Source organism: Streptomyces sp. NPDC002742, assembly GCF_042888885.1.
Classification (GTDB): Bacteria; Actinomycetota; Actinomycetes; order Streptomycetales; family Streptomycetaceae; genus Streptomyces.
The window spans coordinates 37700-62108 of the sequence record NZ_JBIAQF010000032.1; the positions used below are offsets into that span (position 1 = coordinate 37700).

Annotated in this window: 21 protein-coding genes and 5 pseudogenes; 11 read left to right on the forward strand and 15 right to left on the reverse strand. The window is 68.4% G+C overall.

The features are described 5' to 3' along the window. Window positions 1-218 precede the first annotated feature (218 nt). The 3 genes and pseudogenes from ACFYW8_RS37985 to ACFYW8_RS37995 all read right to left on the reverse strand — a co-directional run. Window positions 219-680: a pyridoxamine 5'-phosphate oxidase family protein gene (locus ACFYW8_RS37985; protein WP_389089653.1), complete on the reverse strand. Its 462-nt coding sequence runs from the start codon at window positions 678-680 to the stop codon at window positions 219-221. A gap of 476 nt (window positions 681-1156) precedes the next feature. Continuing rightward, window positions 1157-2146: an ornithine cyclodeaminase family protein gene (locus tag ACFYW8_RS37990; RefSeq protein WP_389089656.1), complete on the reverse strand. Its 990-nt coding sequence runs from the start codon at window positions 2144-2146 to the stop codon at window positions 1157-1159. A 355-nt stretch (window positions 2147-2501) separates the two neighbouring features. Further along, a pseudogene (locus ACFYW8_RS37995) lies at window positions 2502-2783 on the reverse strand (NmrA family transcriptional regulator); the annotation flags it as partial. A gap of 4 nt (window positions 2784-2787) precedes the next feature. Here ACFYW8_RS37995 and ACFYW8_RS38000 point away from each other — a divergent pair. From ACFYW8_RS38000 to ACFYW8_RS38010, 3 genes and pseudogenes are all read left to right on the forward strand, one after another. After that, window positions 2788-2925 (forward strand): annotated as a pseudogene (locus ACFYW8_RS38000) (winged helix-turn-helix transcriptional regulator); the annotation flags it as partial. Window positions 2926-3659: 734 nt separating this feature from the next. Next, window positions 3660-3773, forward strand: coding sequence for a hypothetical protein (locus ACFYW8_RS38005; protein WP_389089767.1), 114 nt, complete (start codon window positions 3660-3662; stop codon window positions 3771-3773). 216 nt (window positions 3774-3989) lie between these two features. Beyond that, window positions 3990-4235, forward strand: coding sequence for a hypothetical protein (locus ACFYW8_RS38010; protein WP_389089659.1), 246 nt, complete (start codon window positions 3990-3992; stop codon window positions 4233-4235). A gap of 1051 nt (window positions 4236-5286) precedes the next feature. Here ACFYW8_RS38010 and ACFYW8_RS38015 read toward each other — a convergent pair. Together ACFYW8_RS38015 and ACFYW8_RS38020 are read right to left on the reverse strand one after the other, a co-directional pair. Continuing rightward, entirely contained in the window at window positions 5287-6339 is a 1053-nt protein-coding gene (locus ACFYW8_RS38015) for a hypothetical protein (protein ID WP_389089662.1), read from the reverse strand. A 76-nt stretch (window positions 6340-6415) separates the two neighbouring features. Further along, window positions 6416-6685: pseudogene (locus tag ACFYW8_RS38020) on the reverse strand (IS5/IS1182 family transposase); the annotation flags it as partial. Between the two features lie 119 nt (window positions 6686-6804). Here ACFYW8_RS38020 and ACFYW8_RS38025 point away from each other — a divergent pair. Beyond that, complete coding sequence (locus tag ACFYW8_RS38025) at window positions 6805-7491, forward strand: HAD family hydrolase (protein ID WP_389089665.1); 687 nt, start codon at window positions 6805-6807, stop codon at window positions 7489-7491. Here the strand turns inward: ACFYW8_RS38025 and ACFYW8_RS38030 are convergent. Next, a complete protein-coding gene (locus ACFYW8_RS38030; protein WP_389089669.1) occupies window positions 7481-8035 on the reverse strand; it encodes a GNAT family N-acetyltransferase in 555 nt (184 codons plus the stop codon). The two genes, ACFYW8_RS38025 and ACFYW8_RS38030, sit on opposite strands and share 11 nt — an antisense overlap. A gap of 936 nt (window positions 8036-8971) precedes the next feature. On the opposite strand from ACFYW8_RS38030, the gene ACFYW8_RS38035 reads away from it, so the two are divergent. Then, window positions 8972-9277 (forward strand): hypothetical protein, encoded by a 306-nt coding sequence (locus ACFYW8_RS38035; protein WP_389089671.1) that lies wholly within the window; start codon window positions 8972-8974, stop codon window positions 9275-9277. 416 nt (window positions 9278-9693) lie between these two features. Next, window positions 9694-10056 (forward strand): hypothetical protein, encoded by a 363-nt coding sequence (locus ACFYW8_RS38040; protein ID WP_389089674.1) that lies wholly within the window; start codon window positions 9694-9696, stop codon window positions 10054-10056. A gap of 293 nt (window positions 10057-10349) precedes the next feature. Here ACFYW8_RS38040 and ACFYW8_RS38045 read toward each other — a convergent pair whose 3' ends face one another. Together ACFYW8_RS38045 and ACFYW8_RS38050 are read right to left on the reverse strand one after the other, a co-directional pair. Beyond that, window positions 10350-10898 carry a hypothetical protein gene (locus ACFYW8_RS38045; protein ID WP_389089677.1) on the reverse strand — a complete coding sequence of 183 codons (549 nt, stop codon included), beginning with the start codon at window positions 10896-10898 and terminating at the stop codon, window positions 10350-10352. A 229-nt stretch (window positions 10899-11127) separates the two neighbouring features. Next, a complete protein-coding gene (locus ACFYW8_RS38050) occupies window positions 11128-11751 on the reverse strand; it encodes a hypothetical protein (RefSeq protein WP_389089680.1) in 624 nt (207 codons plus the stop codon). A 555-nt stretch (window positions 11752-12306) separates the two neighbouring features. On the opposite strand from ACFYW8_RS38050, the gene ACFYW8_RS38055 reads away from it, so the two are divergent. Then, the gene (locus ACFYW8_RS38055) at window positions 12307-12645 is read left to right on the forward strand and encodes a thioredoxin family protein (RefSeq protein WP_389089683.1); all 339 of its coding nucleotides are present in this window, start codon (window positions 12307-12309) and stop codon (window positions 12643-12645) included. Window positions 12646-12892: 247 nt separating this feature from the next. On the opposite strand, the gene ACFYW8_RS38060 is transcribed toward ACFYW8_RS38055, so the two are convergent. Beyond that, window positions 12893-13420: an SMI1/KNR4 family protein gene (locus ACFYW8_RS38060; RefSeq protein WP_389089686.1), complete on the reverse strand. Its 528-nt coding sequence runs from the start codon at window positions 13418-13420 to the stop codon at window positions 12893-12895. Between the two features lie 196 nt (window positions 13421-13616). On the opposite strand from ACFYW8_RS38060, the pseudogene ACFYW8_RS38065 reads away from it, so the two are divergent. Beyond that, a pseudogene (locus ACFYW8_RS38065) lies at window positions 13617-14230 on the forward strand (site-specific integrase). A 168-nt stretch (window positions 14231-14398) separates the two neighbouring features. Here the strand turns inward: ACFYW8_RS38065 and ACFYW8_RS38070 are convergent. Next, complete coding sequence (locus ACFYW8_RS38070) at window positions 14399-15223, reverse strand: hypothetical protein (RefSeq protein WP_389089689.1); 825 nt, start codon at window positions 15221-15223, stop codon at window positions 14399-14401. Window positions 15224-15842: 619 nt separating this feature from the next. Then, window positions 15843-16054 (reverse strand): annotated as a pseudogene (locus ACFYW8_RS38075) (DUF4158 domain-containing protein); the annotation flags it as partial. A 50-nt stretch (window positions 16055-16104) separates the two neighbouring features. Between ACFYW8_RS38075 and ACFYW8_RS38080 the strand changes: the two are divergent. Beyond that, complete coding sequence (locus ACFYW8_RS38080) at window positions 16105-16584, forward strand: SDR family NAD(P)-dependent oxidoreductase (protein ID WP_389089692.1); 480 nt, start codon at window positions 16105-16107, stop codon at window positions 16582-16584. Here ACFYW8_RS38080 and ACFYW8_RS38085 read toward each other — a convergent pair. Beyond that, window positions 16565-18676 (reverse strand): hypothetical protein, encoded by a 2112-nt coding sequence (locus tag ACFYW8_RS38085; RefSeq protein WP_389089694.1) that lies wholly within the window; start codon window positions 18674-18676, stop codon window positions 16565-16567. The genes ACFYW8_RS38080 and ACFYW8_RS38085 overlap by 20 nt on opposite strands. A gap of 473 nt (window positions 18677-19149) precedes the next feature. Between ACFYW8_RS38085 and ACFYW8_RS38090 the strand changes: the two genes are divergently transcribed. Continuing rightward, complete coding sequence (locus ACFYW8_RS38090; protein ID WP_389089697.1) at window positions 19150-19908, forward strand: hypothetical protein; 759 nt, start codon at window positions 19150-19152, stop codon at window positions 19906-19908. Between the two features lie 233 nt (window positions 19909-20141). Then, entirely contained in the window at window positions 20142-20960 is an 819-nt protein-coding gene (locus ACFYW8_RS38095) for a DUF4239 domain-containing protein (RefSeq protein WP_389089770.1), read from the forward strand. A gap of 188 nt (window positions 20961-21148) precedes the next feature. Here ACFYW8_RS38095 and ACFYW8_RS38100 read toward each other — a convergent pair whose 3' ends face one another. From ACFYW8_RS38100 to ACFYW8_RS38110, 3 genes are all read right to left on the reverse strand, one after another. Then, entirely contained in the window at window positions 21149-21349 is a 201-nt protein-coding gene (locus ACFYW8_RS38100; RefSeq protein ID WP_365882151.1) for a type II toxin-antitoxin system VapB family antitoxin, read from the reverse strand. Between the two features lie 219 nt (window positions 21350-21568). Next, window positions 21569-22687, reverse strand: a complete 1119-nt coding sequence (locus ACFYW8_RS38105; protein WP_365882154.1) for an NADH:flavin oxidoreductase — start codon at window positions 22685-22687, stop codon at window positions 21569-21571. Window positions 22688-22790: 103 nt separating this feature from the next. Then, window positions 22791-24386, reverse strand: coding sequence for an MDR family MFS transporter (locus ACFYW8_RS38110; protein WP_389089702.1), 1596 nt, complete (start codon window positions 24384-24386; stop codon window positions 22791-22793). Window positions 24387-24409: the final 23 nt, after the last annotated feature.

Genomic DNA, 24409 nt, shown 5'->3' on the forward strand with positions numbered 1-24409 from the left:
ACGCCACCCGGCCCGGCTGCCGGCCTACGGCATCGCTTACGGTCCAGCCGTCATCCACCGCCGCGCGGCCGATCACGGAGCCGTCTCCCGGCGGCACCTCCAGGACAGGTCACAGGTCACCACACCACGGCTGGCGGTAGAGCTCGGCAGGACGGACAGCGGGCACCAGCACCGCAGCCCCGGCCCCGGCCTCCGGCGCGAAGCGGAGAGATCAAGCGCTATTCCAGCCACATCCCGTCGCGCATGATGACCCTCCCGCGTAGTTCCGGCTCGCCGCGCCAAGCGCGCACAGTCCTCGGGACCACTCGTACATACAGAAAGGATCCCTCTTCCGCGCGTGGATCCCACCCGAACTTGTCGGCGAACGCGTCAGCTGCGCCTCCGGGCACGTCCTGGTCCGGGAAGCACTCTGCCTCACCCTGGAGGAGCACCACGTCGAAGGTGTCCGGTAGCGCCAGGCGCACGCGCGGCTCTTCGCGCACGTTCCGCGCAGTCACGGAAGTGGCGCTGGTGCACATCCACACTGCACGCCCATCCCACAAGAACCACAGCGGCACCTGGTGCGGCCCGTGACCGGGGTGAGCCGTCGACACCCATACGTCCCGCTCGCTGACGAGCCGCTCAAGAACGTCGTGCTTACGCTCCACCGCCCGACGGCGAACGATTCCCGTGATCTCCATGGTGATCGACCCTAGCGAGCAAGCGCGAGGCGCGCCTGAGGCACAGGACCTACTCCCAGCGACCGATGAACCCCTGAGCTCTTGGCTCGCGCGACCGGCCTCGGTGCTCAGAGCGGCCGGCGGAGGCGCTCAGTCACCCTTGCCTGCGGCAACGTCCGGATCGTGATCGCACCTGGTGCCCGCGTCGCCGCGCGGACCAGTTCGCGAGGGTGACCCAGCGCCTTCACAACCCTGGACCGCCTACCCTGGACCGGCTACCCCACTCGGCGCGACACCAGCCACGTCCGGCAGAACACCATCCCTGTGACAACCGACCAGGACCCGGCCATCGGGTGGTCGCCTTCAGGGCAACGGCGGTGATCCTGCCCGCGTCGACCAGCGGTACGCCATCGTGCTCAGCCGCGAACGGGCGAACGTGCTCCGCCGGTCAGCCGTGCGTTGCCGATCCCGCCGCCACGATCGCCTGCTCAGCGGCATCACCCCAGCGTGACCTCCTCCCCGATCGACTGCTCGCGGGCGGACATGACGACCAGGGCCGTGGCCGCGGCGTCCTGGACTGCCACGCCGACCGACTTGTAGAGGGTGATCTGGTCCGGCGCGGTGCGCCCCGGCTTGCTGCCGTCGATGAGTTCGCCCAGTTCGGCGTGTACGTGGTCGGCTGTGATGAGGCCGTCGCGGATCGGCATGAGCAGGTCGTTGCTGCCCGCGGGGAGCGGGGCAAGCACTGCCCGGCGCGATTCGACGCACACCAGCGCTTCGGCGATCGTGGCGTCGTCGATCTCGCGGCCGGCCGGGTTGTAGCCCACGGACGTGATGTGCACCCCGGGTGTCAGCCAGGCGCGACGGATCACGGGTTCGACGGCGTGGGTCGTCGCGGCGGCGATGTCCGCGCCCTCGAGCGCCTCGGCGTAGCCGGATACGGCCTGGACCTCGGCCTCCAGGACGGCTGAGAGTTCCTCGGCCAGGGCAGCGGCTTTCGCCGGGTCCCGGCCGGCCACGCGGATCTGCCGGATCGGGCGGACCCGGCAGATCGCGCGGGCGTGGGACCGGGCCTGTACTCCGGTGCCCAGCAGCGCCAGCACCGTCGCGTCCTCGCGGGCCAGCAGCCGTGCCGACAGCGCGGAACAGGCTCCGGTCCGCGCCGCGGTGATGGCCGTACCGTCCAGCAGGGCAGCGGGCTCGCCGGTGTCCGGATCGAACGCCACGATCAGCGCCTGATGCGTGGGCAGCGATACCCCGTCGTTGTGCGGGAAGAGCGACACCAGTTTGGTCATGAGCACCCCGGCCGACGGCAGGAAACCCGGCATGGCGGCCAGGAATCCATCGCGTTCGGGCACCAGGGCGGCGACGCGGTCGGGCACCGAGGCACGACCCGCGCTGAGGTCTGCCATCGCCGGTTCCAGGGCATCGATCAGCGCGTCCACGTCGAGCAGGGCCTCGACCTGCGAGCGGCCCAGAACAAGCATGCGCCTCAACCTCCTGACGCCGGTCATCCAGCCGACGACCGCACAGCCATAGCGTCAACCGCAGCCCCGATCGCCCGGGTTGGACACGCAGTCCTTCCCGCGCACGTTCATCCGTACGCGGTCGAGTGCATAGCCGGCCCTGGCGAGATTTCCGTGAAGCCGGGGTTTGCCACCGCGCACCGGTGACGCTCCGTCACGGGTGGCGGGGCTGTCAGAGAGTGTGACGTCCTCGTACGGGAGGAGCGGTCGCGAGGGGGTCCAGCTCCGGCTTCATCCACCGATGCTGGGCTCCCTCGCCTCTGAACCTCCGGTCGAGGCCGACGGCGCAGGCGCGGGCACAGGCATTACACAGGCATTACCGGAAGGCGGCGATGTGGCGCTGGACCCAGTCGGCGAAGGTGCGGGGCGCGCGGCCGAGGACCCGCTCGACGTCGGGGCTGATCCGCTGCTCAGCGGGGTTGGGCTCGCCGATGGCATCGAGGGTGGTCTCGACCACGGGCTCGGGCATGAACCGCAGCATCTGTGCATGCGCCTCGTCGCGGGTCTGCTCGATGAACCGGATGGGCTCGCCCAGCGCGTCGCCGATCGCCTCGGCCCGTTGCCGGGGTGTGCTGAGGGCGGGCCCGGTCAGGTGGTAGAACCCTCGGGTCGAATACGAGATCAGCGACCTGGGTCGCAGCCTCGCCCCGCTCTTCGCCCATCTCGCCGAATGGGCCGCCACCAACCTCGACAGCGTCGAGCGGGCCCGCCACGACTACGACACCGATTCAGCGCGATAGCGCGTCGGCGAAAACGGCCCGAACCTTGGCGAAACCTCCAACGATGTTGCGCTGAAAGGGTCGCGGCCACCTCAGGCTCAGAGCGCCCCCGACCGCGCCGCCCAGCTCCACCTGACCGCCTTCGACGCCTGACAACGCACACGCCCACGACCGGCTCCGGAGAGTCAACCCCGAAGAACTTCTGCAGCCGACCACTTAGTTAGGCTCAGGATCCATGATCTTGCTGAGTGATCCCAAGGTGCTCAATATCCCGCTGCAGGACTGCGGTGAACCTCTCGCAGAGATCGCCTCGGTCCCGGTGATTGTGCTGGACCCCCGGGAGCGAGACGAGGCGGGATCATACGGCCGGGTCCGGATCGGCGTGCTCGAGCGTTTGCGCTCGGCATCGGAGATGCTTCCCGACGGCGTCAAGTTCCTCGTCATAGAAGGACATCGCAGCAGCACCGAGCAGGCGCGGCGGTCTGCCCTCTACGAGGACCGCCTACGCCGCTCCGGCATCACCGACCCCGTCGACCTGCGGCGCCAGGCCAGCGCCTTCGTCTCCCCGGTCGAGGTGGCGCCACACTGCGCCGGCGCGGCCCTCGATCTAACGCTCGTTGATGCCGATGGCGTCGAACTGGACATGGGGGGGCGCTGTGAACGGCCACCGCACCGGAGACGAGAAGTACTGTCCGCTGGACGCCTCGGGGCTATCAGACCAAGCACGTCGCAATCGCGACATCCTGGCCCGAACCATGGGCGGCGCGGGCTTCGTCAACTACCCCACCGAGTGGTGGCACTGGTCTTACGGCGACCGCTACTGGGCACTGATCAGCAAGGCTGACAGTGCCATCTACGGACCAGCATGACCAATTCGAACCGCAGGAACGTCAGCAGACCGTCACCGCCACCCCCTTGGAATCGATCACCTATGGCTCTGGCCGGGTTGGTTCGCCGGACAGGTGGTTGTGGCGGTTGGATGTGCGGTGGCGTCTGTGGGGCCCGACCGTTGGGGATGTGGTGGTTGAGTCTGTCCGTGAGCGCAGGTTGACTGACCGGGAGGGGTGTAGGTGGGCCGGTCACCGATGCTGACTGTGGCGGGCCCGGACGTCGTCACCGACACGTCCACGCCGGCCGGTGGCGGCGGTGCGCTGCCGCCGCCCTCGAAGCGGGCCAGGGCGAAGGAGCTGTTCGGTCCGCCCCCGCCGGCGGTGACGATCTCGCCGTCGGACTGGAATGCCACGCCAGGGGCCGCGTCGCTGCCGCCGAAGTCCGCGGTCGCGACGCCTGCGGTGCCGAAGCCGCTGCCCTGGCTGCCGTCGGGGTTGTAGCGCAGGACGGCGAAGTTAAGGGTACGGGTGCCGCTGAGCGACCGCCATACAGGAACAAGCCGCGACCCGTCCCCCGGGCCGCGCGCCTCCGCGCGCGGCCGTCCCAGCGTCGTGCGCCACAGGGCGACGAACTGCCGAAGCACGCGCACTTCGCGAAGGAAATCCGTCTGACCTGGACGCCCGGGGGTTTCCGCGGGGCCCGGCAGCGTGCTGGTGAGCTCGGACGATCGCAGAGCGCTCCGAGACGTCCCCGTCGAGGTCACCGGCATCGCCGGGCCGGGCCGTCAGCGCGGTGAAGGCTCGCTGACGGGTGCCGCCAACGGCCCCTGTCCGCTGCCAGTTGCATGCCCTCCCCCGGTTACCGCACAGCTCCGACGGCTGAACCGCCGCGTTCCCTCCGGAGCTTGAAGCGATGGCATCGATGACCTGCCTAGGGTCTCGCCCGCAGCCACCCTCCTCAAGTGCCTGGTCCGGCAGTCACGGCTCAAACCGCACTCCCTGCGCGTCGACCAGCGACACACCCGGACCGACGACCAGGTGGCCGGCGTCGCGGGCTGGAGCCTGACTGACAAATGATCACTGGGCGGGACGTGGGATCGGTTCAATCGCGTTGCCGCACCGACGCCGACCAGCGATTCTGGGCCGGTGCCAGGACAGAGGAAAAGGAAGCGGCGGCAAGATGCCGAGAGACAACGGCTTGCGGCTCGCACTGCGCTGGACGCGGGCCGGTGGGAAGTGATCTTTGAGACCGGGGACAAGGCAGAGCTGCGGGCGCACCTGCACCGCCTTCGGGAGGCACGAATCGACGGGTCGATGATCCGGATCGACATACTGTGTGGCCCCCTGGTGCAACCGACCGCCTATCGGCTGAGCCGGTTCGTGGCGGACCCCGCGTGCGAGTCCGCCAGCGAGCACTCTGATCATTGATCTTGTGGCAGGTCTAGGGCCTGTAGTTCGGATCATCTGGCAGTTGGCCAAGGCCGCTGGCTGGAGAGTCGATCGCGGCGCCGATCGCGGCGTATGCGTCGGCGCGGAGGACTTCCGCGAGGGCTCACTGGACCAGCTCGATGTGTGGATGGTCCGGGGAGGCAGGGCAGGCGTGGAGTTGCAGGTCGTAGCCGTCGGTGATGTTGAGGAGAGTGAAGTCCGCGGGCGGGATGCCGATGAGGAACGGAGTCGGGTTCGTCCGTTCCTCATCGGGCATCCAGCTCTTACTGCCGGAGTTCCATTCCGTGGAGGCGATGGTGAGGAGCGGGGTCGTCTCGATGCCGCATTCGGGGCAGGAGCGCGGCATGGGGTCGGTGAGGCCCCAGCGGGTCCAGCCGCCGGTCTTCCACCCGGGGGCGTGGCACAGGTTGCGGAAGTAGAACTCCTGCGGGTCCAACGCTCCGGTGCTGTCCCACGCGAATCCGGCTGTCTCCCACAGGTTCACGTCGCCCAACTGCTGCTGCAGTTCCTTGCTCAGCTCCATGGGGCTGGGGTATTCGGTGATCTGTTCCGGTGCGAGCAGGCACGGTTCCGGCAGGTACCAGTCGAACTGGATCACGGGCGGCTCGGGCGGGGCCTCGAGGACGTCGGTGACGGAGCCGGAGGAACGCCAGAAGAGGGCGGTTCGGGGGTGTGCAAACTCCTCGTGGTCGCAAGGGCACCACAGGACCTGGAGAAGGTCGGCTCCGGGAGGGCTGGCCGGGAGAGGGACGTCGCGGGCGTAGAGCTGGGCCACGGGGATCATGGGAATCGGGCCGTCGAACCACGGGTGGCCCTCGCGGAGCCACTGCTCGATCTCCCGTTCCTCGGGCGTGATCGCGGGTGCCTGGGGGTCGCGGAGCCGCCGCTCGGCCGCTGCCGCACGGATGCGACGCAGGAGCCGGATCTCGTCCGGAGCGTGCATCTCGTCTGCCGCTTCACTGTCGTGCGGCTCTACGCAGTGGGGCCACGGCTCGTCGGCGGGCCACAGGAGGGGGCCGCCGACGGAGCTGTCGTGCACGGTCGGCGATCCCGGCCGCGGGTGCAGCCGGGTCGCCGTCCGTGCCAGCGGGGCCAGTCGAGGGAAGAGCGCGGTGATGTCGACCGGCCGCGGTGGGGTGGTGAAGATGGCGTTCACAGCGGTGATGCTGCCAGCGGCGTCTGACAATGGGCGTACCGATCCACGTCAGCTGACACCACACAGCTTCCCCGAGTCAGCAGGCGGACCAGAGGAAGATGCCAGCGATGTGGAGTCCGGCCAGGCAAATGGCCGCGGTGTTCTCGCAGCGCGTGGCGATGCCGCGCCACTGCTTCAGGCGGTTGATGCACCGTTCGACGGCGTTGCACTGCTTGTAGGTCTCACGGTCGAACGCCGGCGGTCTCCCGCCCCGGCTGCCCCGCCGCAGCCGATGACCACGTTGATCTGCGGGCACGGGGATCACCGCACGGATGCCGCGCTTGCTCAGGAGGGCCATTGGCGCGCGATCACCGGCGCACGCCTCGTCGCCTTGGTTCGATCCGGAGCCAAGTTCGAGAACGGCATCCTGGACGAACGCCCTGGGAACACCACCGCCGCGTGAACAGCAGGGCCTATGCTGCGGGGATGATCAAGCCCATTGAACTCGTCATATTCGACTGCGACGGCGTGCTGGTCGACAGCGAGCGCATCGCCGCACGCGTCCAAGTCGCCCTCGGAGCCGAACTGGGCTGGCCGCTGACCGAGGACGAAGTCGTGAATCGGTTCATCGGGCGCTCGCACGCCGCCATCCACGAACAGATCGCCGCTCAGCTCGGCCCCGCCACGGCCGCGATCTGGTCGCAGAGATTCGAACAGCTCCACCGCGAGGCCGTCGACGCCGGGCTCGCGCCAGTCCACGGCTTGCCGGAAGCACTCGACGCGCTCACCTTGCCCATGTGCGTCGCCTCCAGCGGCTCCCACGACAAGATGCGGCACACTCTGGGCCGCACCGGGCTCTACGAACGTTTCGCAGGCCGCATCTACAGTGCCAGCGAAGTCTCTCGTGGCAAGCCCGCGCCTGACCTGTTCCTCCACGCCGCCCAGCAGATGGGCGTCGATCCCGAAGCCTGTGTGGTGGTGGAGGACAGCCAACCCGGCGTGCACGCTGCCCGTGCCGCCGGCATGCGGGCCTTCGGCTACGCCGGCGGACTAACCCCGGCCGGGCGCCTCGAAGGCCGCGACACCGTCGTCTTCTACGACATGCGGGACCTGCCGACTCTCATCGCCGAGCGACAGCCACCTCTCAGCCAGGCGCCCGTCCTCAAGAATTGACACTTGCGCCCGCTTCGACTTGCCCCAACTTGTCCTGTAGGGACTTTTCGAGGAGCGTGAACGACTTGGGCACACCACCCGGCTGCGGCTTGCCCTCCTTGTGTCCGACAACCCGATAGCCAGCGTTGAGATAGTACGCATTCAGGCGCTCGTTGGTGGCCAGGCAGTCCAGACGGACCAACAGTCGACCCGCCTCGGCCACGCGGCGTTCCGCGACTCGCAGAAGCTGCCGTCCTGTCCCGGGCGGAACGCTTCCGTGGGCCACCATCAGCCGGTGTATATAGCCAGCCGTCGGCGGCTGCGACCCCCAGGCGTCCTCGTCCTCCCACCAGAGCTCCCAGGCGCCAACCACACGATCAGCAGCCTCGGCGAGCCATACCTCCCCGTTCTCCATGATCCTGCGGAAGTGGTCTCCGCCCAGCTCGCCAGGCCGCCACTGACCAGCGACTCCTTGGGCAAGCATCCAACGGGCGGCGTCGTCCCGCAGGCGCACCAAAGTGGCAAGATCACCGTCATCAGCGAGACGGAAGCGTAGATCGTTCACTGCGCGATCTTCGCACAGGCGTCCCCATGGCACCGCCCCTGCCGCACGGGGACTGCCTGATAGAAGACCAGCTTCCCACTCTCAGCGCTGGAGCGGGCACAACTGATCCACAGATATTGACAATTGCTCGCAGCGCACCGCCGACCCCCAGCCAGCCGAGGGTCTGGTCCACCGCAGCACCCGTCACCTGATGCTGGTCACCAGTCCCGCAACCGCAAGAGCCTCGGATCCCGCGGCGGCCGTCCTCCGAAGTTCGACCTTGTCTGGACGCTGGGACTTCCGCAACCAGCCTCCTGCCGAGACGGAGCGCGGTGAGTTTGTCCATGGGCCAGCTCGATCCGTCGTTCATAAGGCTCCATTCCGGCCTGGTCACGCAAGGGCAAGTACCGCGGCCAGATCGCGACTTCTGATGATTGGTCAACCGTGACACGGCGCCAGAGTCATTCGCACACTGGCTCGCTCCGCCTGGAGGCCGGGTCGGCAAAGATCGCGCTAAGAAGCTGAGCCGTTCACTCCCGTCGCATGACTGGCCTGACAGGCTCTCTGCACGACGGTAAGCAGCCGCAACACCGTCGTGGGGGGACCGGCGCGTCGACGAACGCCATCGACTGGATCCGTACAGCGATCGTATGGCTCCTGACCTTTGGGCCAGGAGCTGCAGCAATCTTGTGCGGCCAGCCGCGCTTCCCATGTCGCAGGCTCGTCGCATCTCCGCGCCCTTGGGGTCTCGGGTGATCGTGGTGGGTCTGACAGCCACGATCGGGATCACCACGCATGGGCGTTCTCGCACTGACGCGACCACGGCTACGCTCGTGGTCGTCACAGGTCTTCGCCTTGCGACCTGGGCTGCCCCCTGGTCACCGATGGACAGCACGCACAACCGACACAACACGTACGGCAGATCCGTGCCGAAGAGGGGTATCGATGCTCAGGTTCATGGACTGGTCCGTCGTCGCGATGGGCTGCTTGCTGGTTCTTCTCAGTTTCGGTTACCGCTGGTGGGAGCGGGCGAAGATCCGGAAAGGAGCGAGCCCCCGCCAGGGTGTGCGCTTCGTGTCGATATGGTTTCCCTTGCTAATGGGCCTTGGCATGATCATTGCCAAGGTGCCGCACATGGTCGGCGCACCCTTCGCCGTTGTCATGATTGCTGACTCGTTGAATGGTGTGCTGGCGGTCACGGCGGTGCTGGTCTTGGTTGTACAGCTGGGGCGCCGGGCCGGCTCTGGGCCATCCGCTCAGTGACAACGATCCTTGTCAATGCCGCGTGCAGCGGCTGACACCAACAAGCGCGAGTAGTGCGGTCGACGCCGGACCCGCGTTCAACTTCAGCGGCAGCAAATGCGTTCGCCTGTCACGATCAAGCATGTTCGACCTTTCGAAGTCACGAAGTGGATGTACGTACTCCGTGACCTGACGGACCTGGCAGTAGGCGCAACGGTCTTGGCGGTCGGCCTCAGAACCCACCGCCACGGAGCATCCGTGGTTTGGGTCATTCCGAGAGCAGCGGCGATGGTATTGGGCTCAGCGTGGCCCGACGTCGGCTCGGTGGGCGAAGGCAGGCGACTCCATCGCCGTCACCGCGCGGAGGTGGTTGTTTGTGACCCTGCGTGCCCGATTGGGTGACACTGGTTCCGACCCCTGATGGAGGCACCCTCAGCATGAGTAGTACCGAGCCTTCGGGACGACTGCAAGTGGCGATCGTGTACGAGCGGCCTTCGGCGCACAAGGTGGCCTGTCACGCCCGGTGCGTCAGCCTGGGGCGAAGCGTCTTCCCCGGTGATTCGGTGCTCCCGTTGGAGAGCCCACCGGATGACGCGGCTCCCCCGGCCCGGGTGATGCGGATGCACCGGGAGCCGTACGGAGAGTTCGCCGAACTGCCCCCCGGCTGGAGCGCCGTCGTCGAACTCGAGGGCACGGAACTGTGCTGGGTGCAGCCCGGGGCGAATCTCCGAGTGCTCCCGCCGACGACCGGCATGGAATGGGAACAGGAACAGGAACAGGAACAGGAACAGGCGGGCTGAGCAGCGTCCTCAGCGGCATACGGCCAAAACCGCGCCGACCTGCGCCGCGCTGATCGGCCCGACGCCAGGCAGCTCCAGGAGCCGACAACCCGCCGACGATCGAGGCAGAGGATCCCTCCTTCGCGATCCGCTGCCTCACCCCGCACGGACTGACGAGATCGCCGTCACCGGAAACGCCTCCGAGGCGCCGCCCGCCTTGTTCGCCGGTCAGTGGCACAACGGGCACGAGACCACGCGAGCTTCCCAGGCCGAGAGCGCAAGCCTGAACCAACAGGCCATTACTGGAAGGACCTTCAGCTTTCCCCGTCCCTGGGCGGGATCAAGTGCGGGGCACGGGTTCCGAGGATGCCGAGGACCTCATCCAAAGCCGTCCGGTGAAGCTCTGAGAAGAAGTCCCGGTCGATCCTGTCCTGTTGGGCCCAGATGCCGGCGAGCGACGCCGCGCAGTGCTGGGCCAGCACGCTGCTGAAGTCCTCGGCACGGATGGTCCGGATCAGGCACGACTCGACGAGCGGGCCCGGAAAGTCCTCCATGTACATCGCCGCGTCGTACTTTTCGTCCTCGCGCGCCGTGGGGTCTTCGAGGATTCCCACGAGCAGAACCGCGCGTTCCTCCGGCGAGAGCTCAGCCCGGCTCTCCAGCGGGTTCTCATCTGCGGTCCGGGGCCGCCCCTTTCGGAACAGCCCATCCAGCCAAGTCCTCATCCAGAACAGCTCCTCGATCCCGTCCACAATGTCCGCGCCGATACTGCCGCCGACCACGGTCCCGACAGTCCCCTCGATGGAGCGGACCTCCGTCCCGAACTCGGCGCCATAGCCCGCACCGGCGAGGCCACCCAGCATCCTGGAACTGTCGTGCACGGCCGTCTGAATCCGCTCGTACGGCCGCCACATCGTAGGCGACGGGTGCGGCGATCAGTAGCCGGCCGCCGATCTCCTTCACACCACCGTGGGCAGCTTCCTCTGAACTCTCCTCCTCAGCAGTGTTGTTACTGCTCATCAGTGCATCCTCCATGATCAGGAGTTACACCGCTCTTCTTCAGTCCCGCCCTGGCCGGTGTGGGAACGCGCGTCAGTCTTGTTCGCCGCGGTCCGTGTCCGGGTCCGGGTCCGTGTCCGTGTACATGTCGGTGTACACGGTGGCGTAGTCCTCCAGGGGCATGGCCATGTCCGCGGCGTACTCGGCGCGGGCCTGGCGGTCGGCCTCGGTGATGTCGGGGTGTACAGGGGGTGTGGGGGGCGCGGGCCAGAGTTGGACCAGGTGGCGTTCCCCGTGGTCGCCGATGCCCGGTTCGGGGTCGTCGGCGTCGCAGTACAGGCGCATCCGCACCCAGTCCGAGCCCTCGGATGAGAACGGGAATTCCAGGGCAGGTTCCTCGTCCGGCCACGCGTCGAGGATGTCGCCCTGTTCGAGGGTCGCGACGTGGAGGGCGGGGATGTCGGGCCGCAGGCTGATCTCCTCGGCAGGCTCCCAGTCGGCGCTGGTTTCGGGTGCCGGCGGGGCGTCGTGGATCTGGACGGTCAGCTTGAGAGGGCCGGTGTCGGTGGTGGTGAGAACGACGGCGCCGGTGTCGGTGGCCGGCCCGCAGCGCCAGCCGAAGGGCATCTGTTCGGGGTACTCGTAGTCATCGGTGAAGCCGATCAGGTAGCCGCCTTCGCCGAGGTCGACGGTGAACGAGGACGCACGGACCAGCATGGGGAAGTCTCCTTGAACGGGTCAGGGTGCCCCCTCCCGGACGATGAGGGAAGAGGCACCCAGTCTTGCGGGGACCGCGGTCGGGCTCAGGTGATCACGTAGAACTGGTCGTGATCCGTCACGCGCATCTGGCCGCGTCGCAGCGCGAGGGGGCTGCCCCATGGTGGTGACCCGTGAACTCTTGGACAACGGGGCACTCCTGATCAGTCGGCACCTGTGATGATCGTCCTGCCAACGCCCATGGACACCCTGTCAGGCATAGGTCACCATGGGCTGTTTGCCTCACATGCATGCCGCCCGCTCGACACCGGAGACCATCGAGTCCTGCGGTGGATCGACCTTGATCAACCAAGCGTAGGCCGGGCCTGCTGGCCCAGATCGTTGGCGGGTCGGGTCCGGGACGTAGCAGTCGGAGACCACGCGGCCGGGAACCACGCGCAGCCGGCCCCGTCCCTCCCTTCCGACACGCCGGCCGGACGACCGCCCCGGCCGGCCTGCCGCACCGAGCGGGGGATGATGGGAATGGAATGACGGAACGCAAGGTCAGGAGCTTCCATGGCGAAGCGGGTTCACCAACCCCGTGAGGACGCGGAGTTCGATTTCATCCTCGGGATGAGCGGAGTCCCGGTCCTCGCGTACTTCACCGGGACATGGCCCAAGGCGATCGAGCCCTGCCGGGCGATGGACCTCGTCGTGAGTGGCATCGCCGACGAGTACACGGGCCGCCTGACGGCCGTCCGCATCGACATCACGCGCTGTCCGGCCGCGACCGAGCGATACGGGATCACCGGGGCCCCGTCCTACGTCCTGCTGAAGGACCGAGAGGCGGTGGCGCACGGCACGGGACCCATGACCATCGCCGAGGTACGGCAGTTCCTGGACGCCCACCTCTGAGCGGCCACTGAGGCCGCGGCGTCAGGAACGCGAGCCGTGCGCTGCAGTCCGGGCTCCAACAGGGGCAGCGCCGTCCTGCCCGGCATCGAGGTCGTACCGGGCTCATACGGTGTTCGACACCAACCGAGGGACATGAAGCCGAACCCGCTGGACTAGATGGCGTAGTGCAGCGACAAGGGAGGTTCGCCCCGGCCATGCAGCTCCTGGGCGGGGAGTTGGCCCCCGTATGAGCGCTTCGCGAGCGAGTTCAGTCAGGCGAACCCTCGCTGCGCTCGCCGTCGAAGTCGAGCGAGGAGGTGAGGCGCCCGATGAAGGAAGGGAAGTCCGGGGCAAGGTCCAGTTCCGAGTTGTCGTCCGCATCGAACCACGTAACAGACGGTTCTCCGTTCCGACCACAGATCCTGTAATCGAGCCCGATCCAGTAGTGGCCATCACCCGAGACCACTACGACGTCCGTGGGCAGACCCCATTCCTCGACCAGGTACGGACTGTCGAGCATGGACAGCGCCTGTTCGCGGCGGCCGATGCCCATCACGACGTCGAAGGGCACATGATCGGGAGCCCATGAGGTCGGCCGGCTTGTGGGGAAGGCGTCCCGACCGGCCACGACCAGACCCCCGTTCTGCTTGCGGAGGAGACTGAGCAGGGAGACGGGGAGCGTGACGTTCAACAGCCCCTCAGCCTCCAGAATCGCCAGGTCGGTCAACGGCAGTTGGACTCCGCGGTCGCTGTTGATGTCCCAGAACGGTTCCGGCGGATCTTCGACGCGTGCCATGAACCTCATCGTAGGAGCCGGGCCGAGGACTCAGCGTCCGGTCCCCGTTTACGTGGGGTCGTGACGCAGGCGAGGATCGCGCGATGCCGGAGCAATGAGGTATCTCGATGGCAGCGGACTGACGGCTGAGGAGCGGGCTCGGCGTGAGCTGATCGCGACCTGCGGCAACGGCCGGCAGGCTGTACATGAAGCGTCCCTGTTATCTGCGGCAAGGGGAAAGTGGTGTCCGCCGTCACAACTGCCCGCGGGGAAGGCGCTAACCGTCCGCGCGGCGGCCGACGTCTTCCTCGACTCGCTCGGCAACCCGAACACGGCCCGCAACTACGGGATCGGGGTAGGTAAGACCGCCGAGCGGCTCGGCGAGGGCCGACCACTGGCGGCCGTCACGGACGACGAGATCGGCGAGGCCCTGGAACTGACGCGGGCACCGCCCGGCTGCTGCCCCGCCTGCTCAAAGGCCGTACGCGCGGGCCGGTGTTCGTCACCCACCGCAAGCCAGGTCCCGGCAAGGTCGTCAGCCCGCGCGACGTCTGCCCGGACACTGGGCTCGCCCGGCTCTCCTACGGGCAGGCCCGGATGTTGCTGGACGAGCACACGGCCCTCGGCGGTGAGCCGGGTACGGGCTGGGATCTGCATGAGTGGCGGCACTCCGGCCTGACCCACCTCGGCGAGGGAGGGGCGAGTCTGCTGATGCTGATGGCGAAGTCCCGGCACAAGAAGGCGGAGAATGTACGGAAGTACTTCCACCCCTCCCCGGAGGCGATCGCCGAAGTTACCAGCCTGCTCGCGCCGGGCGATCGCCGACGCTGACCGGGGGCGGGGTACTTTCCCAGAATTGGGGGCCAGCGGTACAGCCGCAGGTACGAGCGGATGAGTCCGCGTCGTCCACACCGGCCCGCCCCACCACGCACCGATAGGCCCAAGGCTCTCTCGGACACGGAGGGTTCGGGAGGGGCGGGGGCTGGTGTATGGGGCCGGCTAGTGCATCAGCTCGGAGTGGGGGTGCTCTGGCGCTGCCGGACAGACGTAGAGCTGCTGGTCGTAGCCGCTGCCGATCTGGACGGCGGTCGGTTGCCTTGGAGCAGGGTTGGTGCCGAGGGGCGCGACGCGGGCATCGCGGGGGACGCTACCGCGGTCGTGCACCTCAATGCCTTGGGCGCGGAAGAAGTCGATCACGGCCTGCCCCTCCGGCCCAGTGTGGCTGGAGGACGCACCGGTGTGTTCTCGGTCTTCGCAAACTTCGTTCGGGAGCCAGCTGCTGTCGTCGTCACCCTCGAACGTGGCGACGGTCAGTAGGGCATCCATGTCACTGCCGCAGGCAGGGCAGAGCCGGGGGGCGGGGTCGGTGGCGCCCCAGCGAGGCCAGCCGCCGACTTTCCAGCCGGGTGCGCCGGCCAACTCACTGTCGTAGAACTCCTGCGGATACGACGCGTAGGCGCTGTCCACCTCAGTGTCGGCTGCCTGCCACACGCTCCAGTTCCCTAGCTGCTCCTGGAGTTCCTTGCTCAACTCCAGGTGGTCGGGGTATTCGGTGACCTGCTCCGGGTTGAGCAGGCACGGCTCGGGCAGGTAGCCGTCGAACTGCATCGCGGGCGGTTCGGGGGGCGTCGTGAGGATGTCGGTGACCGTGGCTGCTGACCGCCAGAACAGCGCGGTCTTGGGCATGATCGGGTGGTCGAAGGGGCACCACAGGACCTGGAGCAGGTCTGCTCCTTCAGGCGTGTGCAGATCGGGCACGTCCCGCAGGTACAACTGTGCGACCGGCAGCATCGCTATGGAGCCCTCATACGGTGCGATGGCCACCCTCAGCGGAAACTTCCGAGGAGGGCGGATTCGCTCCAGGGCCTCTCGCTCCTGCGGGGTCAGGCCCCTGCCGCGCGAGGCGGCACGGATCTGCCGTTCCAGCCTCACGTCCGCTGGGGACAGAGCCTCGTTCATTCCGTCCACCACATGAGGTCCGTCGCAGTGCGGCCACGGCTCGTCGGCGGGCCATAGCAGCGGTCCGCCGATGGAACTGTCCTGCGGTGACGGAGACCCGGGGCGGGGGTGCAACCGAGTCGCCGTGCGCGCCAGGGGCGCCAGGGGCGCCAGCTGAGGGAAGACCGCGGTGACGTCGAACGGCCGCGGTGGAGTGGTCGGAGTGCTGTTCATAGCCGCGATCTTGCCAACTCACTCTGACAACGCTCGCAGCCACCTAGGAGCAACCTCTCCCCAGGTGAAACCTTGCACGGTTGACCTGCACCTCTGAGGTACTCCAACCTCACTTAGGTTTGCTGATTCGCCTCCAGCTTTGAGCCCGGCGTGATGGGTCGTCAGCGTCCTGCGCCACTGACAACCCATCACCGAGTGTCATACCTCGTCGGCGGCGTCCGGATCGCGCAGCGGACGCAGGCCCCCCGGGCAGGTCGGGGAGGTGGAAGGCCCACAACCGCTGGTTCGCCGCCTCCCGCACCGAGGCGACCAGGCGACCAGGCGGGTCAGCGTCGTCACGCCGGGCAGCAGCACCCGGCGCTCGCGCAGCCGGCCGACCGCCGCGTCGAACAGGGCCTTCGGGCCCTCGCCTGTCGTCCAGGCTCGCGCGTCCACCCAGGTCCGCAGGTCGGCCTCCGCCTCGGCGAACTCCTCGTACTCCAGGTCAAAGCCTCTCCGAGCACGCCCAGGGCTTAGCGCCGGTTTTCGTTCCGATGTTCCTCAACCCCCAAGAACTGCTTGAGGGGAAGACCGCTCTCGTCACCGGGGGCGGCATCGCAAGCGGCCTGGCCAGTGCCGTAGGGCTGGCGGCCGCGGGCGCGCACGTGTTCATCACCGGCCGGCGCGAGACCGCCGTCGACAGGGCCGTCGAAGTGATCGGTTCAGCGGCCCCCGCGGCGACCGGCGACATCTCGAACCTGGCCCACCTCGACCGGCTCTACGAGACGATCCGCAGCCGTGGACGGGGCCTGGGCGTACTTCTCGCGAACGCGTCCGTCGCCGCGTCCGTCGCCGCGTTCGCGACGCTTGAGCGGGTCACCGAGGAGCGTTTCGACAGCGTCTTGGGAGTGTTTTTCAGGGAGAACAGCGGACCTCGGCGTCGGTCGGCACGAACCGGCCTGGCCCCGCCGCACGTGGTGGGAGCGGCGGGGCCAGGGGGTGGTGGCAGCGGGGTCAGTTGGGCGGGTAGTTGAACGCGCCCGAGTCGGCGTCGTTGACGTATGCGCCGGCGAGGTCTGTGTAGTAGGCGTCGGACGGGTTGCCGTCCGAGAGGTCGGCGGCCTTGACGGTCGAGGATGTGGCGGTGCCGTCGGTGGAGACCGCCGCGGCCAAGTCGACGAACCGGCCGGGGTAATCGTCGAGCAGGTAGTTGTTGACCTGCTCGCGGGCGGCCTCCTGGGCCGCGGTGCCGGGGTGAGCGGCGGTGAAAGGCGGGATGGTGGCGAGATAGACGGTGATGTTGGAGTTCTGGGTGATCGGCTGCTGATTGATGTAGAGCTGGCCGTCGTCGGTGGAGTACGAGCCCAGCCGGGTGTCGAGGGAGGCCAGTCGTTCCTCCACGTCGGTGGCGCAACTGTAGGCGCTTCCGGTGCAGTTCAGCAGGTCGGCGGCGCCGGTGGAGACGAGGACGGTGCGCACGTTGCCTTGGACCAGCACGTAGCGGTCCTCGGGGTTGAGCGCGTTGATGGGAGTGGCGCTGTTGGTGATCTGCGGGAGTTGGTTGCCGCTGTCGGTCCCCGCGTTGAGCACGCCGTAGTCCACGGAGGCGTTCCCGTGGGGATCGTTGACCAGTGCGCTGGTGATCGCGTCGCTCAGGTGATGGCGGCCGTCTTCGCTCGCGGTGTCCCCGTTGACGCTCTGGTCTCCGTAGAGGACCAGAGAGCCGGTGGGGTGTGAGGTCGAGGTGGTGACGTCGATGCCGGAGAGGTACGGCAGACCGGTGTAGGTGGTCCGCGTGTAGTGGGCGGCTGCTGTGTCGCCGGTGCGGTCGGCGGCGTCACTGGCCCAGACAGGGGTCCGGGCCACGGCGTGGCCGGGCATGGCGGACACCGCGCCGTGCACCTGCAAGCTGACCAGTACGGTCGCTTGCTGTTGGACGGTCAGTGGGACCGGGTCGCTGGTGGCGTCGCCGCCTGCGGGGACGGTGACGGAGGGGGAACCGTCGAAGGTCAGCGTTGTAGGTGCCGCGGCTGCTGTGGCGCCGCCCGCGGTGGTGTCCTGTGGGGCGACGGAGGCCGCGTCAAAGGTCACCGGGGTGGCGCCCATCGCGTTGGACAGATGGATGCGCACCCCGTTTCCGCTGTCGGTGCCGATGCTGACGTGGGCCGGGATGCGTAGGGTCTGGCCGTTGGCGGTGGCCGTGCTGTCGTCGGACAACCGCACCTCGTCGGTGTCCTGGACCGAGGCCCAGGTGCCGACCCAGTGCTGGGCGCTGGATCCGCTTCCGGTCACGGCCATCGGCCGGACGCCCAACCCGAGGATGTGCAAGGCGGGCCGGCCGGCCTGGACGCCGTTGGTGAACAGGGGCACGGTGATGCCGCTGACGACGGAGCCGGGGCATGCCAGCGGGACGCTGACGGCATAGACCTTCGGACCCGAGACTGGGCTGGTCTGGGTGTTGTCGCTGTGGTTCTCGTGCACAAGCGTGATAGACGCAGCGGAGGTCGGGCCGGAGAGCCAGTCGGGCACGGTGTCCAGGTCGTAGCCCTGATCGACCGGGTTGTTTTGGTCCAGACAGTTGTTCTTGGCGTAGGTGATGGTGCCGGTGGCGCCCTTGGCTGCGCCGCCGGTGGCGAAGGCGAGGAAGACGACGGCGTCGCCGGTGTTCACCACTCCGCTGCCCGGCAAGGTGATGGTCTGGCCGGAAGCCAGCATGTTGTCGTAGGTGCCGGTGCCGAACTCAGGCAGCGTGATGGTGGCGCCGTCGACGGTCACGGTTTTGCCGCTCCGCCAGCCCGCCGTGCTCGTCAGGTCGGCGGCGTTGAAGCTGTTGCCGGAGCCGTCGGCGTCGGCAGGGCTGGTCGTGGTGGTGAAGGTGCTGGTGGCGGTGTTGTCCAGGCAGCCGCTGGTGTCGTTGATCGCACAGGTCGGTCGGGCGGCGGACTGGGAGCGAGTGCTGTGCGCTGTCGCACCGGGCGGTTGAGCCGGGGTGCCGGACGCCGCGTGGGCCGGCGCCGTGGCTGTCAGTGACCCGGCAGCCAGCGCCGCTGCCGCGACGATGACGGCCGCGATCGGCCTTGCCCCGGGCCCTCTGGAGGCACGTACGGGTAAGCGAAAGACGAACATGGAGGGCGGGGTCCTTCCCGGGCCTGGCGGTCCCTCGGTGGGTCCGCGCCGCTGTGCATTCTGAAGGCCGGTAAGTGCGCGGTCCATCACTAATTGATCGTCAAGCGCCCCCACGCAGTCCGCTTTTGACTCATGTGAGTTGAGATGTGTTCCAGAGTGGGTGATTCCTTTGTTCTCCTTGTGAAGATTCTTTACGCTTCATGTCGACTTGGGGGCCGGACCCGCCAGCTCACCGACAGGAGTTCTCAGCGGCACCTCCGGACCTGGCTGTGTGACGGCAGGAGGCTCGAAGGAGGGGGCATTGCGCAACGGCGCCAGACACGCCGCCGAGTTGCCGTGCCCCCTGCAGACGCGCCGATCGCCCCGCAGGCACGACCACACAGCTTCCCTGACAAGTCGTCAGGGACCGCTCAGGGTCGAGTCGGGGTCGTCACCGATAGCGGTTGCCCTGCCATGGCCAGCACTCTGTGGTCATGTTGAACACGACCACCGATGGCCGCCGTCCGTCCCTCGCCCGCCGCGCCGCGCTCACTCTCGCCGGTGCCACCGCACTGACGGGGCTGGCAGGGGCGTACACACCGAGCTCCGCGCACTCGGAGCCCCTTTCGACCACGACTCAGGCAACCGACTTCAGCGACTGCCCCGCTCTTCCGGCCGGGGCCGATCCCGCGCGCTGGCGGTGCGAAGTCCACAGTGCGGCACCACAGTTGACGATGGGGAAGGTCACTGTGGCTCTCGCCCCGATCACCATGACGCACGCCGAGGGGCCGATGCCGGACGGAACGAAGGCGCAGGTGTGGGGTGCGATGCACAGCACCCCCACCGCCCTTCCGGGCGGGCTCACCGGCACTTCGGCCGATGATGACTCGCGACTCCTTCGGCTGGCGATCAAGCCGGAGTACGGTGGCCGGTCCGACTTCTATACCGGGCAGTTCAGTCTTCGCCTCAGACTGTTGAGCCCGCTGCTGTCGCACCGTTGTGCCATCGGAGCGAGCGCGCCGGTCGACTTCCAGCTCAAGCGGTCGGGGCCCTCGGAGTGGGTCTCACAGGATCCGCCAGTGATCAAGTTCTCGGCCTACGACGACGCCTTCACCGCCCCCGCAGCCGAGGAATGCGGTCCCCTGACCGTGCCGCTCAACCGGCGACTGGGACTGCCGGCGCCGAGCGGAAATCTGATGACCTACGACGCGACCTACACGTTCCGGATGTACGACCGACTGCCGACTGCGTAGTGTCGACAGTCGGCCCTTCGCCCTGCCGGGCCCACCGGCCCGGTACGCGGCCGACCGGCCCGGTACGCGGCCGACCGCTCCGCTTCCGCCGGACGACCGGGTGACGCTCAAGCGCCCACCGCGTCGCGCGGAGTCGATCTCTCACTCGGTGGTGTGAACTTCCTGGCCACACCCGTAGCGGCTCATCAACACCGTGCGTTGAGGCCGTTGTGTCCGCTCTAGACTCCGCGCATATCTCGCTCTGGCTGCTCAACCACTTCAGCACCTTCACTCTGGCCGTCTTCACCGTCGGCGGGACTGTCCTCCTCGCTGTCGCCGGCAGTGTGCTGTTGCGCCGCAGGTACCCGTCGGTGGCCCGTGGCGAGCACAACGAGATGGTCGGGGTGACACTCGGCATGTTCGGCGCGATCTACGGGATCATCCTCGCCTTCGTCATCGTCACCCTCTGGACGCAGTTGGAGGACACCCAGACCATCGTCGCTTCCGAGGCCACCGACGCAGCGCTCATCACCCGTGACGCAGCCGCGTTCCCGCCGCAGGTGCGTGCTCGTCTCGACGCCACGATGAGCGGCTACGTCCACACTGTCGTCGAGGACCAGTGGCCCCGGATGCGCGCGGGGAACCCCAGCTACGGGGCCACGGAAACCCACCTCCGAGCCGCTTTCCAGGCACTCCAGGACTACGACCCGAAGAGCCAGAGCGAGCAGGTCTTCTATCAGGAGGCCGTCACCCATCTGAACGACGTCGCCTCCCAGCGCCGCGCCCGCATCACCATGGCGCGCCAGGAACTCCCGCCGCTGCTCCAGGCCTTGGCCTTCGGCGGCGCACTCGTCCTGGTCCCCCTCACGTTCCTCTATGGCATGCGCAAACTGAGGGTTCAGATCCTCTTCGTCGCCTCGGTCGCAGGGCTCGTCGGCTTCAGCCTGCTCCTGGTCTTCGTGCTGGACCGCCCGTTCGCCGGTGAACTCAGCGTCAGCCCCGCCCCGTACAGAGAGGGAGCCCTCGCCCAGTACTGGAGCCGGGGAGCCCACGACGTAAGTGCCCATCGCTGATCGCTTCATGTCGGCTCGACCGGCGAACGCGGCCTGCGCCGGATGGTGTTCGAACGGAGCCACGCGGGCCCGACCGGGCGGTGACGGCGACAGCGCGCGGTTCGGCGTCCGGGACACCGGCGCCGTGCGCGCGGCCCGGAGCGGCCCGGGTGTTGTGCGCCGTGAGCGTCCGAGCCGTAACCGAATGATCAGCCCTGCGGATCCGGCGGCTTGACCTCGACCTGGCGCAGACCCTGGTCCCTGAGCTCGGTGCGTTCCTCCGTGCGATGGCCACGAGCGATGTAGTCCCGCACAACCACTTCAATGGCGTCCTGCGGCGATCCGACCCCGGCCAGCACCATCACCTCTACCACCAGCTCGGCATCGAGACTGATGTTGACCTTGGCCACAGTGCTCCCCTTCGTCGCTGTGCTCGGGACTCTACTGAGCATTTCAGGCTGGGGACGTAGAAGCGGTCTCCCGGGAAGGCATACAAGCGCGGTGGCACCGCACTTGCGTACACACCTCTCCGCCTCCCGCGCCCCGTCGCCCCGGAGGACGTCCGGAGCGACGGGATCGTCCGGAGCGACGGGATCATCGGCACGCGGTCGGGCGGGCGGCCGTGCGGCTCAGTGGAGGCTGCCGACGAGGCCCGCGTGGAAGGGGGTGAGCTCGTCGAGGCGTCCGGCGAGGACCTTCTCCAGCCACTCGGGATCCCCGAGCAGGGCCCGGCCGACCGCCACGAGGTCGAACTCCTCGCGCTCCATGCGGTCGAGCAGCTCGCCGATGTCCGTGACCGTGGCCTGCTCGCCCTGGAACACCTGGAGGAACTCGTTGCTGAGGCCCACCGAGCCGACGCTGATGGCCGGTTTGCCGGAGAGCTTCTTCGCCCAGCCCGCCAGGTTGAGGTCGGAACCCTCGAACTCCGGGAGGTGGAATCGGCGGGTGGAGCAGTGGAAGGCGTCGGCACCCGCGTCGGTGAGCAGGCCGAGCATGGTCTGCAGTTCCTGCGGTGACTCGGCGACCCGCGCCTGGTAGTGGTTCAGTTTCCACTGCGAGAGCCGGAAGGAGATCGGGAAGTCGCCCGAGACGCTCTCCCGGCAGGCGGCCACGACCTGGGCGGCGAAACGGGTGCGACCGACGATGTCGCCGCCGTACGCGTCGGTGCGCCGGTTGGTGTGGGCCCAGAGGAACTGGTCGATCAGGTAGCCGTGGGCTCCGTGGATCTCGACGCCGTCGAAGCCCAGTGCCTCGGCCGACGCCGCGGCCGTGGCGAAGGCCGCGACCACGTTGTCGATGTCCGCCTGGGTCATCTCCCGGCCCGACTTCGTGCCGTCCAGGGCGATGCCCGAGGGACCGATCCGCGGGGCATTGGGGACCGGCGGATTGCCCGCGACGCGGTCCATGCCGACGTGCCACAGCTGCGGCATGATCCGGCCACCCGCCTGGTGGACGGCCTCGGCCACGGCCGACCAGCCGGCGAGCGCCTGGTCGCCGTAGAAGTGCGGAACCCGGGCGCTGCTGCCGGCCGAGTCGTGGCCGACGTAAGTGCCCTCGGTGATGATCAGGCCGACGCCGGCGGCCGCCCGACGGGCGTAGTACCGCGCCACGTCGTCGCCCGGAACGCCGCCGGGGGAGAACTCGCGCGTCATCGGGGCCATCACGACGCGGTTGGGCAGCGTGAGGCCCCCCAGGGAGAACGGACGCACCAGGATGTCCCTGACACGTTCGACGGAATTCTTGGGCATGGTGTTCGCCTTCGATGAGGGCCGACCGCACGGCGACGGGGGAATCGGACCGTGCGGTCGGCAGCTTGGGTGGGTGCGGATCCGACCCCTCTCGGGGCCGCGTTCAGTCCCCGGGAGGAGTCCGGGTGGAGTCCTTCCCGGCGCCGACGCCGGCCTCGGCGGTCGGCGTCACGGAGGCCGGCGTCCCGGCGGTAACCGGGGTCGGCGTCGCGCGGACGAACCACGCCGTGCCGAACGCGATCGCGGACAGGACCGCCGCGCCGACCAGGACGCCGTGCAGACCAGTGCTGACGGCGGCCTCGACGGCGTCGCGCATCGCGGTCGGCATGTCCTTCAGCAGCGCCGGGGTCAGTCCGCCGCCCGCGGTCAGCCGCTTCTCCGCGCCGGAGCCGAGGCGCTGGGCCAGCTCGTCGCTCATGCGGCTGCTCTGCACGGCGCCGAGCACGGCGACCCCTAGGGAGCCGCCGATGGTGCGCACCAGGGTGACCGTGCCCGTGGCCGCGCCCATGTCCCGCGGGGTCGCGTTGTTCATGGTGGTGACCATGGTGCTCTGCATCAGGGCTCCGACTCCCACCCCGATGACCAGGGTGAGCGCGGAGGCCTCGACGAGCGGGGTGTCCGTGCCGAGCAGGAGCAGGAGCAGCGCCCCGGCGAAGGTGACGGCGCCGCCGGTGAGTGGCACGGCACGGTCCAGACCGCCGCCGTCCATGAGCCGCCCGATGATCAGCTGGGCCGTCAGCATGCCGAGCATCAGGGGCAGGATGAGCAGGCCGCTGGCCGTGGACGAGGAGCCCTGGACGAACTGCATGTACTGCGGGAGGTAGTTGACGACGGAGAAGAGGACGGCGCCGGCCAGGAAGCTGAGGACCTGGGCAAGGGTGAAGTCACGGCGGGCGAAGAGCCGGGGCGGGGTGATCGGTTCGGCCGTGCGCAGCTCCACCCGGACGAACCAGGCCAGGCTCAGCACGACGACCACGGCGAGTCCGGCGATCTGCCAGGACGTCCAGGCGTACGTGGTGCCCGCCCAGCCGGCGAGCAGGGTGATGGCCAGGATGCCGGTGGTGAGCAGGGCCGTGCCGAGGTAGTCGATCCGCCCCGTGGCGCGGCCGGCGGGCAGCCGTACACCCTTGGCGATGGCCAGCAGCGCGACGAGGCCGATGGGCACGTTGACGTAGAACGCCCAGCGCCAGCTCATGTAGTCGGTGATGAACCCGCCGAGCAGGGGGCCGCCGACGAACGCGACGGGCATCATGACGCCCACCGTCGACTGGATGCGGCCGCGGTCCTGCGCGGGCACCACCGCGCCGATGACCGAGAGCGCGCCGACCATCAGACCACCGGCGCCGAGGCCCTGGAGGCCACGGAACGCGATGAGCTGTCCCATGCTCTGCGCCAGGCCGCACAACACCGTCCCGACCAGGAAGAGCGCCACGGAGTTCATGCAGGCGCCCTTGCGGCCGTACAGGTCCCCCAGCTTGCCCCAGATGGGAGTGGACGCGGCCATGGTGAGCAGATACGCCGTCACCGACCACGAGAAGTGGTCGAGGCCGCCGAGGTCGCCGACGATCGTGGGGAGCGCGGTGCTGACGATCTGTCCGTCGAGCGTCGCCAGGAAGATGCCGAGCATCAGTCCGAAGACGCCCAGCCGGGGCAGACCGGGCCGGTCGGGCGAGGCAGTGTCGGTAGGGCGGTCGTTCATCGCTGCCCCCAGGGCACGAGTGG